The organism is Nocardia sp. NPDC058705 (assembly GCF_042749305.1).
In the GTDB taxonomy this organism is placed as follows: domain Bacteria; phylum Actinomycetota; class Actinomycetes; order Mycobacteriales; family Mycobacteriaceae; genus Nocardia.
Genome location: NZ_JBHYRN010000018.1, coordinates 102,544 through 120,106 on the forward strand (window position 1 = coordinate 102,544; position 17,563 = coordinate 120,106).

Genomic DNA, 17,563 nt, shown 5'->3' on the forward strand with positions numbered 1-17,563 from the left:
AGGAGAGTTCCATGAGCACCACCACCGTCAACGTCACCGGCATGACCTGCGGCTGCTGCGTCAACAAGGTCCGCGACAAGGTCGGCGCCCTGCCCGGTGTCACCGGCGTCGATGTCGACCTGGCCGACGAGAAGGTGACCATCGAAGGCGCCGAACCCGAACGCACCGCCCTCGCCGACGCCGTCACCGCGGCCGGCTTCCACCTCGCAGACTGAAAACGGAGCATCCCGATGAACGCAACAGGCAAGTTCGCCGGATTCACCCTCGGCCTCGCGGCGGTCTTCGGGATCGCTCTCACCGTCGGCGCCCTGGTCGGTCCGGAACCTTCCGAACCGGCCGGGCACGACGAGCACTCGACCGCGGCGGCGGCCCCCGAACTCCCCGGCGGTCTGCTGGCCACCGACCAGGGCTACACCCTCGCCTTGGACAAGCCCAACACCACCACCGCACCGCAGTCACCGACGAGTTTTCGCATCCTCGACGCGAACGGCGCACCGGTCACGAAGTACGTGAACAGCCACGACAAGGACCTGCACCTGATCGTCGTCCGGCGTGACATGGTGGGCTTCCAGCACGTCCACCCCGTCCTCGATCCGACCGGGACCTGGACCGTTCCGCTGAACCTCAGCCGGGCAGGCGACTACCGGGTCTACGCGGACTTCACTCCCGAAGGCGGGTCGAACCTGACGCTCGGCGCCGATCTGCGCGTGGCAGGCAACTACGACGTCCAGGCGCTACCCGCCCCGGCCGCCACCGCTCAGGTCGGCGAGTACACCGTCGCGCTGAACGGCACGGTCACACCGGGTACCGCGTCGAAGGTGACGCTCTCGGTAAGCCGCAACGGCACCCCCGTCACCGACCTACAGCCCTACCTCGGCGCCTACGGTCACCTGGTCGCCCTCCGCGCCACCGACCTCGCCTACCTGCACGTTCACCCCGAAGGCACCCCCGGAGTCACCCCCGCAGGCCCCGGCATCGACTTCGTGGTGAACGCACCGAGCGCAGGCGACTACCGCCTGTTCCTCGACTTCCAGCACCAGAACGTGGTCCGCACGGCGGAGTTCACCGTGAAGGTCGCCACGCCGAACGCGACCGGTGCGAGCAACCCGGCCCCGACCACCGCGCCCGCCGACCACGGCACCCCCGACCACGGCCACTGACCCCGCCACGCCACCCCCGATGCCGACACACCCTGGGTCGGATGGATGCGTAGCGACCACCGATGCCCACGTCCTGGGTCGGGTGGATGCGTAGCGACCACCGATGCCTACGGTCCTGGGTCGGGTGGATGCGTAGCGACCACCGATGTCCACACCCTGGGTCGGGTCAGCACCGGAGCGTAGCGACCAACTGATCACATCTCTGGGTCAGGTATCCACCAGGCAGTCTCTACCAAAGGGGCCCGCCCCGATCTGGACTGACCGGAGGGTGCGACGAAGGAGTACCCGCAGGGAGGGAAGATCGGGGCCCTCCGGGGCCCGCTCGAGCGCGCCAGCGCTCCAAAAACACAGCAAAAGGTACACCCACCCCGACCCGGTAAACCGCCAGCCAAAACCACCCAGCCCCGGTAAACCCCCAGCCGTCCCTACCCACCACGCAACCCCTCAGCAAGAATCGACACCAGCAACGAAGGAGCACCCATGACCACCGTGACGCACCCACCGGGCACCGGCCAGGTAGAACTGGTGATCGGTGGCATGACCTGCGCTTCCTGCGCGAACCGGATCGAGAAGAAGCTCAACAAGCTCGACGGAGTCACCGCCACCGTCAACTACGCCACCGAGAAGGCGCGCGTCGACTTCACCGGCGACGTCTCCCCCGACGAGCTGATCGCCACCGTCGAGCAGGCCGGTTACACCGCAGCACTGCCCGCCCCGAAGAAGCCCGAGGAGACCCCCGCCGAGCCTGACCCGACGGCCTCGCTGCGCACCCGGCTGATCGTGTCGACCCTGCTCACAGTCCCGGTGATCGCAATGGCGATGATCCCCGCACTCCAGTTCACCAACTGGCAGTGGCTCTCGCTCACCCTGGCCGCGCCGGTCGTGATCTGGGGCGCGCTGCCCTTCCACAAGGCCGCGTGGACCAACCTGAAGCACGGCACCGCCACCATGGACACGCTGGTGTCGATGGGCACCCTGGCCGCGTTCGGCTGGTCGCTGTACGCGCTGTTCTGGGGCACGGCGGGCACGCCCGGCATGAAGCACCCGTTCGAATTCACCATCGCGCGGATGGACGGCACCGGCAGCATCTACCTCGAAGCCGCGGCGGGCGTGACCACGTTCATCCTGGCCGGACGGTATTTCGAGGCGCGGTCGAAGCGGCGGGCGGGCGCGGCGCTGCGGGCGTTGCTCGAGCTCGGCGCGAAGGATGTCGCGGTGCTGCGCGACGGCGTCGAGACGCGAATTCCGGTGGAGCAGTTGGCCGTCGGTGACGAGTTCATCGTGCGACCGGGCGAGAAGATCGCCACCGACGGTGTGATCACCGAGGGCACGTCGGCGGTCGACGCGTCCATGCTGACCGGTGAGTCGGTGCCGGTGGAGGTCTGTGTCGACGACGCCGTCACCGGCGCCACCGTGAACGTCGGCGGTCGACTCGTGGTGCGCGCCACCAGGATCGGCGCCGATACCCAGCTCGCCCAGATGGCGCAACTCGTCGAAGACGCGCAGACCGGCAAGGCGCAAGCGCAGCGACTAGCCGACAAGATCTCCGGCATCTTCGTCCCGATCGTTATCGCACTGGCCGTCGCCACGCTCGGATTCTGGCTCGGCACAGGCGGTTCCATCGCCGCGGCCTTCACTGCGGGCGTAGCGGTGCTGATCATCGCCTGCCCGTGCGCCCTCGGCCTGGCCACCCCGACCGCGCTGATGGTCGGCACCGGACGCGGCGCGCAGCTCGGCATCCTGATCAAGGGCCCCGAGGTGCTGGAATCGACTCGCAAGGTCGACACCATCGTCCTGGACAAGACCGGCACCGTCACCACCGGCAAGATGACCCTGCTCGAGGTGATCCCCGCCGAGGGTGAACAGCGCGATCAGGTTCTGGAACTCGCTGGAGCGCTGGAGGATTCGTCGGAGCATCCCATCGCCCAGGCCATTGCCAAGGGTGCACGCGACGAGTTCGGCACGCTACTGCCCGTGGAGGGCTTCGCCAATGTCGAAGGTCTCGGCGTGCAGGGTGTGGTCGACGGGCACGCGGTGATCGTGGGCCGGGCGCGGCTGCTGGCCGACTGGTCACAGCCCCTCGACGAGAACCTGGAAACTGTTCTGACGGAAGCGGAATCGGCAGGCAAGACTGCGGTCGCGATCGGCTGGGATGGTAGGGCGCGCGGCGTGCTCGTGGTCGCCGACGCGGTGAAACCGACTTCGGCGCAGGCGATCTCGCAGTTCCGCGAGCTGGGTCTCACCCCGATCCTGCTCACCGGTGACAATGCCCGCGCGGCCCGCACCATCGGCGACGAAGTCGGCATCGACGAGGTCATCGCCGAGGTGTTGCCGCAGGACAAGGTCGACACGGTGAAGCGGCTGCAGGCCGAGGGCAAGGTCGTCGCCATGGTCGGTGACGGTGTCAACGACGCGGCCGCCCTGGCCCAGGCCGACCTCGGCCTGTCGATGGGCACCGGCACCGACGTCGCCATCGAGGCCAGCGACCTCACCCTCGTCCGTGGCGACCTGCGCGCCGCCGCCGACGCGATCCGCCTGTCGCGCCGCACCCTGGCCACGATCAAGGGCAACCTGTTCTGGGCCTTCGCCTACAACGTGGCGGCGATCCCGCTGGCCATGGCGGGCCTGCTCAACCCGATGCTGGCCGGCGCTGCCATGGCGTTCAGCTCGGTCTTCGTGGTGAGCAACAGCCTGCGGCTGCGCCGGTTCAAGTCGACGGCGCAGTAGCTCACACGCGAAGGGCGGGGAGGCAGAAGATCTGCCGCCCCGCCCTTTTCGCGCTCAGAAGATGTGCTGGTCGTCGGCCGAGATGGCGAAGCCGTGCCTGCCCTCCACACAGCGGACACCCTGCGTGGACGAGGTGCAGGTGTAGCCGTTGACAGTCAGGGATTCGCCGTAGTTCAACACCTTGCCGCCGGAGACGCCGTCCGTCGGGAAGCCGATGAAGATGCCCTGGCTGGTGCACCAGAACTCCGACTTGCCCTCATAGAGGTGCGTGGCGACCTTGCGGTCGGGCGCATCGGTGCAGTTCGGCAGTTTCGGCGTGATGATATTGGCCTTGATCAGCTGACAGCCGACACCTAGCGGCGCCATGGCTAGGACGCCGCACTTGATGTTGCCGGTGGGCGACTGGAAGTGGTAGCTGCCGTCGATCCGATACTTGCTCGCATCGACGGGTGTGAAGCGGCCATCGGTCGGCGCCGAACCGGTGCCCGGCGCGGCCGTCGGAGCCTGGGTGCCCGGCGCCTCGCCTGCCGGCGAACCACCACCCGGCGAACCGGCATCCGGCGCGGACGGCAGGCCCGTGCTCGGTGCACCCGAGGACTGACTCGGCGCGCCGGACGGCTGGACAACGGTCACCGGGCCCGACCCCTGATCGCCCCCGGTGCAGGCGGTGAGCACCCCGGTCAGCGCCACGAACGCGGCTGCCACGACTACTGATTTCACGATTGCTCCGCTTTCTGTACTCCCGACCCATCAAGGGGAAATCGGTGGCGGATGCGAAGTCGTTTACTTAGCTCACAGAACGCTATAGAACCGTTACCTGCGCGCACTAATCGGAATCTGTTGTCGTGCAACGGTTGTCATCGTGATCCGGCGGAGTCGATGCCGACGAACGAGAAAAAGCCCGGCACGATGGCCGGGCTTTTCATTGAGCGGATGACGAGATTCGAACTCGCGACCCTCACCTTGGCAAGGTGATGCGCTACCACTGCGCCACATCCGCGTGCATCTCGAGGCTCCGGAGAACTTCGTGGTGCGAGTAGGAACTCTAGCGCGTAACCGCCGAACTACGAAATCCGGGCTCACTCGCGACCGGAATCGGCGGTGAGACCCCGCCGTGCCGGACATCGTTAAGCAGGTCACAAGGTTGTGGAAACGGGTGCCGGGCAAAGTTTTTCGCAGGGCGGCTGCGACCGCGGGAATCATGGGAGAAACAGCTTGAAGACTTTGGGGATGATCGCGGCAGGCGTCGCGGTGACGGCGGTCACCGTGCTGGGGGCCGGGCCCGCGCAGGCCGACTTCACCGATCAGGTGGAGGTCACCGACAACGGCGAGAACGTGGAGGACGAGAGCTTCGGGGAGTACGCGGTCAGCCGCACCGAGCCGGGGTCGTGTCTGGTGGTGCAGAACCACACGGGCGGGCGGGTGACACTGCGATTGAACTACCCGGCCAGCGGTGGGAAATGGCAGTTCAGGCACAACCAGATCGGCGTGCTGACGCACAAGGGCAAGCTGGTGACCTCGCCGTCCGGGAATTGGAACGTGCGGACGAACCCGCCGATCAGGTTCGACTGGGTCTACGACCGCAACATGAACAAGCGGCAGGGCTGCAATGGCTCGTGGCTGCTGACGATGAACTGAACGCGCTGGGCCCGGAACAATCCGTTCCGGGCCCGCGTCGTACGGACCCAAGTCCGCGCAGAACGTGTCGCTAACCCGCGACGCCGACCGCATCGAAGGCCGCCCGATGGTCGGCCGCCCACTCGGCGTAACCACGCGGCGGGCGGCCGAGAACTGTGGCGATGTCGTCGGTGCGCTGCTCGTTGTGACCGGCGCGGATGAAGGCCTGGCCGGTCAGCGCGCCTTCGACGAAAGCGGGAGGCAGCCCGGCGGACACCATGAAGGTGCGTGCGTCGGCCTCGGGGATATCGGTGACGGCGATCGGGCGGTCGAGGATCTTCGCGAGGACGGCGGCTTGGTCGCGGCCGGTTTGCAGGTCGGGGCCGGTCAGGGTGTAGATGCGGCCGTGGTGCTCGTTCGAGCGCAGCGCCGCCACCGCGACCGCAGAGACATCGCGCGGGTCGACCACGGCCTGCCTGCCGTCGCCGGTGAGGTTCGGGACGGGGTGGCCGCTGCTCAGCGGTTCGATCCAGCTGAACGTATTCGAGGCGAAAGTGTTGGGGCGCAAGATAGTCCACTCCAGACCCGAGTCACGCACGGCCTGCTCGCCCGGCACATGCCAGGAGCCCGGTACGCCCAGCCGCGGGTCGCCGGTACCGACGGCCGACAGCTTCACCACGCGTCGCACCCCCGCTTCCTGGGCGGCGGCGACCAGCGCGGCGTCGGTGCCGGTGTCGTCCGGGCCGGGAACGCCGACGAGGAACGCGGCCTCGATTCCCGCCATCGCGGGTCCGAAGGTGGCCGGGTCGCGATAGTCCACCCGGACCACCTCCACCCCGGCCGGGAACGCGGCGTTCTTCGGGTCACGGGTCGCCGCGCGGACCGCGACGCCTTCGGCTACGAGCTGTGCGACGATGCCGCTTCCGATGGTGCCTGTCGCACCGGTGATCAGGATCATGTGATCAGCATGGCCGCCGGGCTACCTGCGAATATAGGAAAAATCGGCACGGACGATCCGGACCGCTGCGTCTATCGTTGGGAGCGTGCGGTACCTGACCTCGGCGCAGATCGAGACCCTTGTGACGACCCCGGAATCGTTGCGCCCCTGGCTCACCGAACTCACCAGCACGCCGATGTTCGACGATCTCGCTCAACCGTTCGCGCACCTGCCCGTCGCGACGACCACGGTCGTCGTGCGCACCGAAAAGTCCGGCCGCAGTAGCGCGTTCGTTGTCGGTGCGCAGACGAAGGCGTCCTATTCGCAACCCGAGGAGCCTGCCGGGTGTGTGCGGTTGCGATTGGAACCCGGTGTGACACGGCAACTCCTGGGCGTCACCGCGGGCGAGCTCACCGATCGCGTTGTACGCCTGGACGAATTGCCCGGCCCGCTGGGCACTTTCGCCCCGAAGTTGACCGGGCGCCCGGCTGACGAGGCGATCGAGCACCTCGAAGCCGAACTACCTCAGCACCTTTCCGAATCCGACACCGAGCGCGCCCACCGGATCGTGCTGCGCGAAGCGATTTCCGCGCTGACCGCCGACCACGCCCCCGCCCTGCCCGAACTCAGCGCCCGCCTCGCCGTCAGCGAACGACAGCTCCGCAACCTCTTCACCGCCGGAACCGGCCTCTCCCCCAAGCACTTCGCCCGCATCGACCGCCTGCGCCGCGTCCTCGCCTACGCCGGCAACACCCCGTGGTCACACCTCGCGGCAACCACCGGCTACTACGACCAGTCCCACCTCACCGCGGATTTTCGCACCCTCATGGGCGTGCCGCCCGCCGCCTACCTCCGCGGCAATCTCCCGGCACCGACCCGCTGTCGGCTCCCCCGCTGAGGCGGGGCATCCACGCGAGACCGCTTGGGGCACAGCGGCGATCACGACGCCGGTACGCTCACCACCCGGATCGTCGGCGGATGCCGCAGACTCTGACCGACCACGCAATACCGCTCGGTGAGTTCGCCGAGCTTGGCCAGCGCGGTGTCGTCGACGGCATCCGAGGTGGTGACGGTGATCGTCACGGCGATCGGCGAAACCCCGACCTCCACGGTCCGATCGATGCCGAGGGTGCCGGTGGCGTCGAAGGAACCTGCCGCCTCGACGTCGGCCCCGGTGATCGGCAGGCCCATCGCGGTCGCGACGCTGCGACAGGTCACCCCGGCGCAGGCCGCCACCGCCTCGAGCAGCATGTCACCCGAGCACGCGTCGGTGCCGTCGCCGCCGGTGGCGCGGTGCAGACCCGCGCGGACCGGGCCCGCGAAAGTGCGCACCGTGCAGGTGAAGCCGGGGTCGGTGAACGAGCCCGCGGCGCGCAATGCGGTAACCGCGGCGGCCGGGTCGTCCCGGTAGCGCTGTTTCACCGGAGCTTGCAGGGCCTTCAACTCCGCCGCGGTGGTCATCTATCGAGCGTATGCCGCAGCAGGGCGAAACGTCAGCCCTCGTTCTCCTGCTTTTTCTCGGCCTTGCGGGCGAAGCGTTCGGCCGCTTCGGCCTCGTCGAGAGCGGTGGCCTCTTCGAGGGAAGGCGCACTGCCGCCGAGGCGCTTGGGGACCCAGTAAGCGCCGGGCTCGTGGTCGTAGTCTTTTTGCAGGTCGGCGAGCATTTCCTGCATGGTGGAGCGGAGTTGCGCGGTGAGGTCGGCGGCGGGTTCGTAAGGCTGGATGGGGGCGCCGACGGCGATCGAGATGGGGGTGTTGGTGCGGCCGAGGCGCTTGGGGAAGCCCTTGGTCCACACGCGCTGGGCGCCCCAGATGGTGATCGGGATGATCGGCACGTCGGCTTCGATGGCCATCCGGGCGGCGCCGGACTTGAATTCCTTGATCTCGAAGCTGCGGCTGATCGTGGCCTCGGGGTACACGCCGACGAGTTCACCGTCGCGCAGGTATTGCACCGCCGATTCGTAGGAGTCGGCGCCCGCGGTGCGGTCGACGGGAATGTGCTTGAGGGTGCGCATGATCGGGCCGGAGATGTTGTTGTCGAACACCTCCTGCTTGGCCATGAACCTGATGTAGCGCCGCGGGGTGCGCACCGGCAGACCCGCGTAGGTGAAGTCCATGTAGCCGGTGTGGTTGACCGCCAGCACCGCGCCGCCGGTAGCGGGGATGTTCTCCGCTCCCTTGACGGTGAACTTCAGACCTTCGAGGAAGAACAGGGTTCGGGCCACGCCGATGATCGAGAAGTAGAGGGGTTCCACAATTACGCAAGCGTAGTCGTAGATCCCCCGCTCGGCTGGGGTGCCATCGGCGGGCAAGGTCACCGTAGAATCGCGGCGTTCGCGCGCGTAGCCAATCCGCTTCGCGCACACCGGTCTACATCCGGCGAGTCCGCTCGCCCCGACAGTCTCCACCCGCGGATTCACCCCGCCGGGTGCCACGACCTAGGAATTGAGGAACGTCGTAGTGGAACGCGCTCAGCTCGCCCTGATCCGCCCGCGCCGCGCGTCTGCGCTGGTCGCCGGATTGACCGTCACCGCGGCCCTGGTCACCGGGTGCGATTCGGTATCCGGCATCCCCGGCGATCCGGTCGAGATCACCACCGCCACCACGACGGCCGCACCCGCCACCACGGCCACCCAGGCCGTCGCACCGGGCGAACCAGCGCCGACCCGGGCAACCCCCTCGTTACCGGCCGATGCACCGCAGGTCGGCGCCGTTGCGGGCAATGCCGACGCGGTGACCGCCGTACGCCGCTGGGCAGCCGACCTGAAGACCAGCACGCTCGAAGAACTCGAGTCGAAATGCTGGACCATCCCGCCGAACACCGTCGCCGCGATGTACGCCGACCCGCAGACGGTTCTCGCCGCGCTGACCGGCCCCGGCACCGCGACCGTCGACGCCGTGACCTGGCGAAACAGCACCACCACCGTCACCGTCGACCGCAAATCCATCGCCTCGGGCTACGCCTGCGGACGGGTGTTCGCCGCAGGTGTCGAGCCCGCTTACGACGACGCCGACGCCCGCCACACCGTGCGCCGCTACCTGGCCCGCGCCACCGGCAAACCCCTCGATCCGGCCGACATCGAAGCAGACCATCCGCTGACCTGCAAGGCCTCTCCCGCCAGTTGGGATCCGCAGGGCACCGGCAACCCGGTAGCGCCCCCCTTGACAGGCGACTCGGGCAAAGTAGGCAATGTCACCTCCTTCGCCGACGAAGAGTTACGATCCGAGCAGGTTCGTGGCGACTACCTGGCAGTTTCCGTGCCCGTGACCGTCGCACCCGGCGGCACGCGGACGCGCACTTTCACGGTTATAACGACAGCTGAGGGCTATTGCATCGGTGACGTAACGATTTAGCCGTTACCCTGGTTGGCTGATACGCCGCAAGCAGATCAGGGGGCACTGAGGCGGTTACTCGCCGCTGATCCGGCGAATCAGATCCTGGTAGGAGGAAACAGCTCGTGCAGATCACCAGCGTCGGACATGCCGGCTTCCACATCCGAACCGAGGCCGGCACGATCCTGTGCGATCCGTGGGTGAACCCCGCGTACTTCGCGTCGTGGTTCCCGTTCCCGGACAACTCCCAACTCGACTGGGAGACCCTCGGCGATGTCGACTACCTCTACGTCTCGCACCTGCACCGCGATCACTTCGACGCCGCCCACCTGGCGAAGTACGTCAACAAGGACGCGACCATCCTGCTGCCCGACTACCCGGTGCTCGACCTGCGCCGTGAGCTCGAGGCGCTGGGCTTCACCAAGTTCTTCGAGTCCGAGGACTCCGTCAAGCACACGATCACCGGGCCGAAGGGTTCGTTCGACTTCATGATCGTGGCGTTGCGCGCGCCCGCCGACGGTCCGATCGGCGATTCGGGCATCCTCATCTCCGACGGTGAGACCACCTGTTTCAACATGAACGACGCGCGGCCGGTCGACATGGACGTGATCCACGACGCGTTCGGTGAGATCGACATCCACCTGCTGCAGTACTCGGGAGCCATCTGGTACCCGGCGGTGTACGACATCCCGGCGCGCACCAAGGCCAACTTCGGCAAGCAGAAGCGTCAGCGCGGCATGGACCGTGCGCGCTCCTACATCGAGCAGGTCGGCGCGACCTGGGTGGTGCCGTCGGCCGGTCCGCCGGTGTTCCTCGACGAGGACCTGCGCTACCTCAACGACGATCGCGGCGACGAAGGCAACATCTTCCCTGATCAGATGGTGTTCCTCGATCAGATGAGCATTCACGGCAACCCTGGCGGGATCCTGATGATCCCCGGCTCGGTCGCCGATGTGCGCGGCAAGGAACTCGACCTCGCGCATCCCTTCGACCCCGCTGACATCTACGGCGACAAGGCCGCCTATATCGAAGAGATGGCGCAGCGTTTCGCGCCGGTGCTCGCCGCGGAGAAGGCGTCGTGGGAGACCGGCGAGGGTTCGCTGCTCGAGCCGCTGCGTGAGCTGTTCGAACCGATCATGAAGCAGAGCGCGCTGATCAGCGACGGCATCGGCTACCCCGTAGGCCTGGTGATCGGCGAGGAGACCATCGTCCTCGACTTCCCGCACCGCACCGTGCGCGAGCCCCTCGAAGGCGAAGGCCGCTACCGCTACGGCTTCCGCATCGCCCCCGAACTCGTGCGCACCGTGCTGCGCGACAACGAGCCGGACTGGGTGAACACCATCTTCCTGTCCACCCGCTTCCAGGCGTGGCGCATCGGCGGCTACAACGAATTCCTCTACACCTTCTTCAAGTGCCTCACCGACGAGCGCATCGCCTACGCCGACGGCTGGTTCTCCGAGGCCCACGACGACTCCGCCGTCACCGAACTCGACGGCTGGGAAGTCCAGCGCCGCTGCCCCCACCTCAAGGCCGATCTCTCCAAATTCGGTGTGGTGGAAGGCAATAACCTCACCTGCAACCTGCACGGGTGGCAGTGGGATCTGGAATCGGGGCGCTGCAAGACATCCAAGGGGCACGAGCTGCGTTCACGCAAGCTCTGAGACCTGAACGGGCGGGGCGTTATTCGCTCCGCCCGTTTTCCGTCGGTACGTTTGGTTCAGGCTTCGGCAGGCTCTGCCACGTGGCGGGCATATTCCAGGATGCGCAGGGTTTCCACGGCGTCGAGAGGGTCGACGGGGACCGGGGCGCCGTCGAGGAGGGCGGCCGCCATTCCCGCGTAAAAGGCTGGATAGTCGCCTGGGAGGGTGGGGATGGTGCGTAGGTCGTCGCCTGCGCCGAAGGTGCCCCACTTGTCGGATGTGACTGTGCCCCAGGGTTTTCCGTCATCCGGGCGACGTCCTGCGCGCAGTTCGTCTTCCTGGGGGTCGAGGCCGGAGACGGTGTAGCCGTTGGTGGCGCCGAGGACGCGCATGCGCGGACCCAGTTGCGGCGCAACAGCACTCATCCACAGCTGGGACCGGGTGCCGTTGGCATGGGTGAGGGCGATGAAGGCATCGTCGTCGGCTTTGACCTCCGGGCGGCGGCGGTCGAGTTCGGCGTAGACCTCGGTGACCGGGCCGAACAGGGTCAGCGCCTGGTCGATGAGGTGACTGCCGAGATCGAACAGAATCCCCGCGCCGTCCTCGGCATCACCGACTTCACGCCAGCCACCCTTTGGCACCGGCCGCCATCGTTCGAACCTGGACTCGAACCGCCGCACCTCACCGAGCTCCCCACGTTCCATCAAGTCCCGCACGGTGAGAAAGTCGTTGTCCCAGCGGCGATTCTGGAAAACACTCAGCGGCAGCTCGGCTCGCTCTGCGGCCTCGACCACCTCCTCGGCCTCGGCTGCCGTCACCGCGAACGGCTTGTCCACCACCACCGGCAGCCCAGCCGCCAACGCCTGCAACGCGAGCGGCGCATGCGAGCGATTGGGCGTGGCGATCACCGCGAGATCGACATCCTCGTCCTCGACGAACATCTCCTGCGCCGACCCCCACACCCGCACCCCGGGGTGCTCGGCCCGCGCCTGCGCCGCCCGCTCCTCGGACGAGGTCACCACCGCAGCTACCCGCATTCGCGGCTCGGCGGCGATGAGCGGCGCGTGGAACACCGACCCGGCCAGCCCGTATCCGATTACCGCAACTCCGAGTTCGTCCATCACTGACCTCCCGCGTTCATCCGATGCGTTCGGTCAGCGTACTGGCAACCGATCGACGATCTGCCGAAGTGCGTCGCCCGCCAGCCCGCAGAAGTCCGCCGGACCGTCTTTGGTGACCTCGACTGTCACTTCGATCATCTCGCGGTCGGCGCCGGGGTACAGGTAGCCGCGCGAGCAGCGGCCGGTGATCACCATTTCCACCCCGTCGACCGTTTCCCGCTTCGCCTTGGCGGTGTCGGCCAGGCGCTGCATCTCGACGGTGAACGGGACACGTCCGTCCAGTTTGCAGGTGTGCGCGTCGTCCACCGTCGGCTCGGGCGGCAAGGGCCCGATCACCTTGTCGACCTGGGCGCGATCGACCAGCGCGCAGGGCTCCAGGGCGGCCACCGACTTCGCCTGGTCGCCCTGCAACCGGGGCGCCGACCCCAGGGTCCGCGCGAGCTTGCCGATCAGCTCGTCGCCTGCCGGGCTGCATTTCTTGGCGGCCCCATCGATCTTGTCCGTCGACGGCTCGGTGATCGAAATGGTGATGCCGTTGGCGGGGTCGCCGGGGCTGGCGATGAAGCGATCGCAACTGGACTGGCTGCCACGCAGGATCGGGATGCCCGCGACCTCGGTATCCGAGTAGTAGGTCGTGCCCGGTGCGGCGATCTGGTCACCGAGTTTCAGGTACATCCAGTACGACTTGTTCGCGCTGGCAGCACAGCTCCAGCCCGCCAGCGGGCTGAACTTCCACTCGGCCTCGGGAATCGCGTTCGGCAGCACCGGGACCGGGCCGTCGACGATCTGCTCGAACCAGGCACAGGCGTCGATGGTGCGCAGTTCGGCGACGCTGAGTCCGGTGCGCGGCGGCGGCGTGGAATCGGTGGTGGCCAGCACCGCAGCACCACTCACCGCGACGACGACGCCGACCACAGCGGCCACGCCCACCCAACGGCGGCGCTGCGCGCTCAGCCCGCCCCAGCGACGACGTAAACCGGACGCGGTACCGAGGGCGAGCTTGGCCAAGCGCTGACCGCGCGGCAGCGGCTCGCCCGCGGGCGCGGCGGCGAGAAGTTCGGCAGCCCGGCGTCGACTGTCCTCGATCGAGGCGAGCACCGGCGCGGGCCAGCTCGGCTCGCCGACCGCGCCGAGGTACTGCAGGATCTGCCCCGGTGTCGGCCGGTCCGCAGGTTCCTTCCGGACACAACCCCAGATCAGCTCGCGCAGCTCCGCGGGCACCGGGTCGAGCACGGGATCACGCTGCGCGATATTGAACAGCGTGTACGGCACCGACGGTGCGGCGAACAGGGTGCGACCCGACGCGGCGAACGCGATGACCGACCCGAGTGCGAAAACATCGGCGGCGGCGGTCGGGTCGGTGCCGAGAGTTTGTTCGGGCGCGAGGTAATCGGGCGGGCCCGCGATCCGCTCCGACGCGGTGACGGCCGATTCGTCGGTGGACGGGGTGAGGCCGAGATCGGTGAGCCGCAGGCCGTCGCGAGTGAGCCAGACCGCGTCCGGTCGCACCGCACGGTGGATCCATCCGGCGCCATGAACGGCGGCCAGGGCTCGGGTGAGCAGCGCGGTCAGCTGCCGGACGGCGGGAACCGGCAGCGGACCGTGTGCGGCGACCGCGTGGTCGAGACGGATGCCGGGCTCGAAGGTGCTTGCCAGCCAAGGCGATTCGTCGTCGGTGTCGAAATCGAAGACCTTCGACAACGCGGGATGTACCACCCGTGCGGCGGCGACCGCACTGTGCCGCAGACGGATACGGAACCTCGGGTCGACGGGAGCGCCGGTGGGCGTCCGCCGCAGCAGGTACAGCTCGTCATCCGAGCCCGCACCGAGGTACGCATCGAAAGTCGGGTTGGCGGAGGGCATCTGGGCCAGCAGCCGGTAGCGACCGATCTGGTGCGGGCCATGTGATGGCAGCGGTTCGAAGATCATGATGGCGGCAGCTTCGCTAGGACGGACTCGAGGACCAGGGTCGCGCGCGCACACGCACCTTCACGTTTGACCAGGCCCCAGGAGTGCACGTCGATCGAGAGCACCTCGGCCTTCGTCGTGCTCGACGGGCGCACCATGACGTCGAGGTAGCAGCGCCACTCCACGCCGTCGACGATGTCGTCGACGTAGACGGTGCGCCCCCCGATCTCCCTGGTCTCCTTCGTCTTCCCGCCGATCTGGTCCGGCCTCGTCTTCTCGGAGAAGCCGAAGTTCATGAACCAGTCGCCACCGGACACCGTGCAGAGGTGCGCGTTCACGGTTTCGGACTTCGCGGGATCGCCCAGCGCTTCCAGATTCACCTTGCGATCGAGGATTCCACAGGGGTCGATGCGGAATGCCGAGTCGGCCGGCAGGTCTTTCAGCGGTGGATTCACCGACAGTCTGCGGACCACAGCAGCCAGCACCCGTTCGGCGACCGGGCAGGTGTCACCCTTGTCCGTCGAGGTGTTCACCGAGATCGACAGTGGCGTGCCGCTCTGGGTGACCACGCTCCGCCCGCACAACCTGGCCTCCTTGTGGCTGCCGAGCACGGGCATCCAGCCGATCGCCGTACCGAGGGCAGGCTTGTCGTCCGCACCGACGTAGAAGTCGAGGTCGACATCCACCGAGCGACCACTGGACTCGGCCAGTGTGGTGGCGCAACCGAAAGTGCTGGTCTTGACGACTCCCGAATGCTTGCCCACCTCGCCGATGACGTCCGGAGCGAGCAACGCGCACGGATCGAGCAGCCTCGACTCCGCTGCGGTCAAGGCCAGCGGCGGGTCGGCCATCGGAATCGCTTCACCGGGCACCCCGGTCCCCCACGCGAACGCCGCCGTCAGCACGAGGGCCGCCACCACCCCGGCCACCATCGCGATGCGCGCAGGCGCGAACCGCCGCGAGGTGGACTCGGCGGCGGCGACCGGCACGGTGCGCGCGGTGCCGTCGGCCCAGGAGATCGACTCCTCGGTGTACTCGGCGATCCGTCTGCGCACCCGCGACGGCCACACCGGTTCGACCGCCATCCGGCCCGCCGCCTCCAGCAGCTGATCGGGCGTGGGGCGCTGCGCCGGATCCTTCGCCAGACAGGCATCGACGACAGCGCGGAACGGTTCGGGGACCGCCCTCGTGTCCGGAGTCGTGTAGAGGACGTTGTAGAGGATCTGGGGGGTGGACGTGCCCTGGAACGGGCTCGCGCCGGTCGCCGCCATCGCCAGAATGACGCCGAGGGAGAACACATCGCTGGCCGCGGTGAGCGGGCGGCATTCGGCCTGCTCCGGCGACATGTACGCGGGCGAACCGATCACCGCGCCGGTGGCGGTGAGGGCCACATCGTCTTCCATCGCGCGGGCGATGCCGAAATCGATCACGCGGGGACCGTCGTTGGTGAGCAGCACATTGCTCGGTTTGAGGTCGCGATGCACCAGGCCGGTGCGGTGGATCTCCAGCAGTGCCATCGCCAAACCGGTGAGCAGCAGCTTCAACGCGCCCGGCGTGAAGGCGCCGTATCGGGTGACCGCTTCCTGCAGCGACGGTCCCGCGATGTATTCCGAGGCCAGCCAAGGACTCTCGGCATCAGCGTCCGCGTCGACCACGCCCGCGGTGTAAGCACCGGTGACCTGCTGGGAGGCAACGACTTCGCGGTGGAATCTCGCGCGGAACTCCGGGCTGCCGGTGAGGTTGCGGTGGATCTGCTTGACCGCGATCAGACGCCCGTCGGGCGCGCGGCCGAGCAACACCTGACCCATCCCACCGCGGCCGATCACCGCGAGCATCTGGTACCGGCCGAGCCGGTCGGGATCCTCGGCGGTCAATGGCTCCATGCTGGTCACAGCGAACCCCCCATCACCTGGTATTGCGCTGCGGCCAGTCGCCTGACCTCGATCTCCTGATTGCTGCGCACGACAGCGACCGCATCGCCGTAGGGCACCTCGCATTCGAAGCGGACAGCCAGCAGTGAGGTGGTATCCGGGCGCAATGCTTGATAACACCGCACGGCGGGGACCCCGGGAACACCCGCCATCGCGACGTAGCGGTCACCGCGCACGGTATCGCGCAGGTAGTCGAGCAAGGCGGCGGTGTTGTCGGCGCTGTCGAGCTTGTACAGGAACTTGTTGTGCGACACCGCGATCGCGCTCACACCGAGTGCCCGGAACTTCGCGTAGCGCGGACCCGGCTTGCCGACCATCGCCGCGAAGGACCGTGGCGGGTAGACCGCGAACCCCATGCTGTCGGGCTGTTGATCCCCGGTCGACACGATGCGCGGCAGCAGCCGGTTCGGATCGAGCTTCAGGTTCGCCAGCTCCGCGACGGGAGTCGGTGTGTAGCCCTCGAATTCGGCCAGCTGTGCGGTGTAGGTCCGCTGCGCCAGCTCGACCAGCGCGGCATCGTTGGGCTCGATGATCTTGGCGAACAGCCGGATGACGTGGTTCTTCCAGACCAGCCAGCTGCCGATGGTCGGGGTGCCCGGACGCCAATGGCTCAGTGCGGCAGGGAAAGCGGGCAGCGGCAGCGGTACGTTGCCCTCATTGGCACCGAAGTCGGCGGCGGCCATCGCCTGAGCGGCCCGCAGTGCGGTTGGCTCGTCGGCGAAGGCGAGCACCGTGATGTTCAGCGACTTGTAGGCGCTGTCGTTGTTGAGCTGATCGTTTCCCGCGATGGCACCGAACCCGGCGAACAGATCGAACTCGTTCAGCGCCGCACGCTGGACGCCGGAGAGCATGTCGTCGTCGAGGCCCAGATGGTTGACCTGCACACCGCCGCCACGACCCTCGGTGAGCTCGGGATCGATACGCTCGGCCGAGACGATCCGCTCGCCGAGGCGCAGTGACTCGACGAGAATGCCCCGGCCCAGGCTGGGTGCGTCGTCGTAATCGCCCTGCACGGGCTGGGTGGAATAGTCGCCGACGTCGACGCCGGTTTCGTCACCGCACGCCGTGCCGACCAGGCACACGACAGCGAGCAGCGCCGCGAAACGGCCTGATCTGAACAACATTCCTACCCCTCCGGACATCGGTTGAAACCGCGCCCGCTCCTCCCGAACTCACTGCCAAGCTAGCA

15 protein-coding genes and 1 tRNA gene are annotated in these 17,563 nt (G+C 67.8%); 7 read left to right on the forward strand and 9 right to left on the reverse strand.

Translation table 11 applies throughout. The features are described 5' to 3' along the window. The first annotated feature begins 11 nt into the window (after positions 1 to 11). From ACFW6D_RS20910 to ACFW6D_RS20920, 3 genes are all read left to right on the forward strand, one after another. Positions 12 to 215, forward strand: a complete 204-nt coding sequence (locus tag ACFW6D_RS20910) for a heavy-metal-associated domain-containing protein (RefSeq protein ID WP_379330482.1) — start codon at positions 12 to 14, stop codon at positions 213 to 215. Positions 216 to 230: 15 nt separating this feature from the next. Further along, positions 231 to 1,160 (forward strand): hypothetical protein, encoded by a 930-nt coding sequence (locus ACFW6D_RS20915; RefSeq protein ID WP_379330484.1) that lies wholly within the window; start codon positions 231 to 233, stop codon positions 1,158 to 1,160. A 480-nt stretch (positions 1,161 to 1,640) separates the two neighbouring features. Then, positions 1,641 to 3,887 (forward strand): heavy metal translocating P-type ATPase, encoded by a 2,247-nt coding sequence (locus ACFW6D_RS20920; RefSeq protein WP_379330486.1) that lies wholly within the window; start codon positions 1,641 to 1,643, stop codon positions 3,885 to 3,887. A 54-nt stretch (positions 3,888 to 3,941) separates the two neighbouring features. Here ACFW6D_RS20920 and ACFW6D_RS20925 read toward each other — a convergent pair whose 3' ends face one another. Further along, positions 3,942 to 4,607, reverse strand: a complete 666-nt coding sequence (locus tag ACFW6D_RS20925) for a hypothetical protein (RefSeq protein ID WP_379330488.1) — start codon at positions 4,605 to 4,607, stop codon at positions 3,942 to 3,944. 208 nt (positions 4,608 to 4,815) lie between these two features. Continuing rightward, positions 4,816 to 4,887 (reverse strand) — tRNA-Gly (locus ACFW6D_RS20930). A gap of 215 nt (positions 4,888 to 5,102) precedes the next feature. On the opposite strand from ACFW6D_RS20930, the gene ACFW6D_RS20935 reads away from it, so the two are divergent. Then, the gene (locus ACFW6D_RS20935) at positions 5,103 to 5,525 is read left to right on the forward strand and encodes a hypothetical protein (protein WP_379236433.1); all 423 of its coding nucleotides are present in this window, start codon (positions 5,103 to 5,105) and stop codon (positions 5,523 to 5,525) included. A 70-nt stretch (positions 5,526 to 5,595) separates the two neighbouring features. Here ACFW6D_RS20935 and ACFW6D_RS20940 read toward each other — a convergent pair whose 3' ends face one another. Continuing rightward, positions 5,596 to 6,462, reverse strand: a complete 867-nt coding sequence (locus ACFW6D_RS20940) for an NAD(P)H-binding protein (protein WP_379330490.1) — start codon at positions 6,460 to 6,462, stop codon at positions 5,596 to 5,598. 85 nt (positions 6,463 to 6,547) lie between these two features. Between ACFW6D_RS20940 and ACFW6D_RS20945 the strand changes: the two genes are divergently transcribed. Then, positions 6,548 to 7,339: a helix-turn-helix domain-containing protein gene (locus ACFW6D_RS20945; protein ID WP_379330492.1), complete on the forward strand. Its 792-nt coding sequence runs from the start codon at positions 6,548 to 6,550 to the stop codon at positions 7,337 to 7,339. Positions 7,340 to 7,380: 41 nt separating this feature from the next. Here ACFW6D_RS20945 and ACFW6D_RS20950 read toward each other — a convergent pair whose 3' ends face one another. Together ACFW6D_RS20950 and ACFW6D_RS20955 are read right to left on the reverse strand one after the other, a co-directional pair. Further along, positions 7,381 to 7,902, reverse strand: coding sequence for an OsmC family protein (locus tag ACFW6D_RS20950; RefSeq protein WP_379330494.1), 522 nt, complete (start codon positions 7,900 to 7,902; stop codon positions 7,381 to 7,383). Positions 7,903 to 7,934: 32 nt separating this feature from the next. Next, entirely contained in the window at positions 7,935 to 8,696 is a 762-nt protein-coding gene (locus tag ACFW6D_RS20955) for a lysophospholipid acyltransferase family protein (RefSeq protein ID WP_379330542.1), read from the reverse strand. A gap of 205 nt (positions 8,697 to 8,901) precedes the next feature. Here ACFW6D_RS20955 and ACFW6D_RS20960 point away from each other — a divergent pair, with 205 nt between their 5' ends. Next, positions 8,902 to 9,795 (forward strand): hypothetical protein, encoded by an 894-nt coding sequence (locus tag ACFW6D_RS20960; RefSeq protein ID WP_379330496.1) that lies wholly within the window; start codon positions 8,902 to 8,904, stop codon positions 9,793 to 9,795. Between the two features lie 104 nt (positions 9,796 to 9,899). Further along, on the forward strand, positions 9,900 to 11,435 hold the full coding sequence (locus ACFW6D_RS20965) for a Rieske 2Fe-2S domain-containing protein (protein ID WP_379330498.1): 1,536 nt from the start codon (positions 9,900 to 9,902) through the stop codon (positions 11,433 to 11,435). Positions 11,436 to 11,491: 56 nt separating this feature from the next. Here the strand turns inward: ACFW6D_RS20965 and ACFW6D_RS20970 are convergent, their stop codons facing one another. From ACFW6D_RS20970 to ACFW6D_RS20985, 4 genes are read right to left on the reverse strand one after another with little or no spacing between them, the layout of a single operon-like run. Next, positions 11,492 to 12,535: a Gfo/Idh/MocA family oxidoreductase gene (locus tag ACFW6D_RS20970; protein WP_379330500.1), complete on the reverse strand. Its 1,044-nt coding sequence runs from the start codon at positions 12,533 to 12,535 to the stop codon at positions 11,492 to 11,494. A 33-nt stretch (positions 12,536 to 12,568) separates the two neighbouring features. Then, positions 12,569 to 14,464 carry a serine/threonine protein kinase gene (locus ACFW6D_RS20975; protein ID WP_379330502.1) on the reverse strand — a complete coding sequence of 632 codons (1,896 nt, stop codon included), beginning with the start codon at positions 14,462 to 14,464 and terminating at the stop codon, positions 12,569 to 12,571. After that, positions 14,461 to 16,326: a serine/threonine-protein kinase gene (locus ACFW6D_RS20980; RefSeq protein WP_379330504.1), complete on the reverse strand. Its 1,866-nt coding sequence runs from the start codon at positions 16,324 to 16,326 to the stop codon at positions 14,461 to 14,463. The genes ACFW6D_RS20975 and ACFW6D_RS20980 overlap by 4 nt, the downstream gene beginning before the upstream one ends. A 5-nt stretch (positions 16,327 to 16,331) precedes the next feature. Beyond that, positions 16,332 to 17,498 (reverse strand): hypothetical protein, encoded by a 1,167-nt coding sequence (locus ACFW6D_RS20985; protein WP_379330506.1) that lies wholly within the window; start codon positions 17,496 to 17,498, stop codon positions 16,332 to 16,334. Between the last annotated feature and the right edge of the window lie 65 nt (positions 17,499 to 17,563).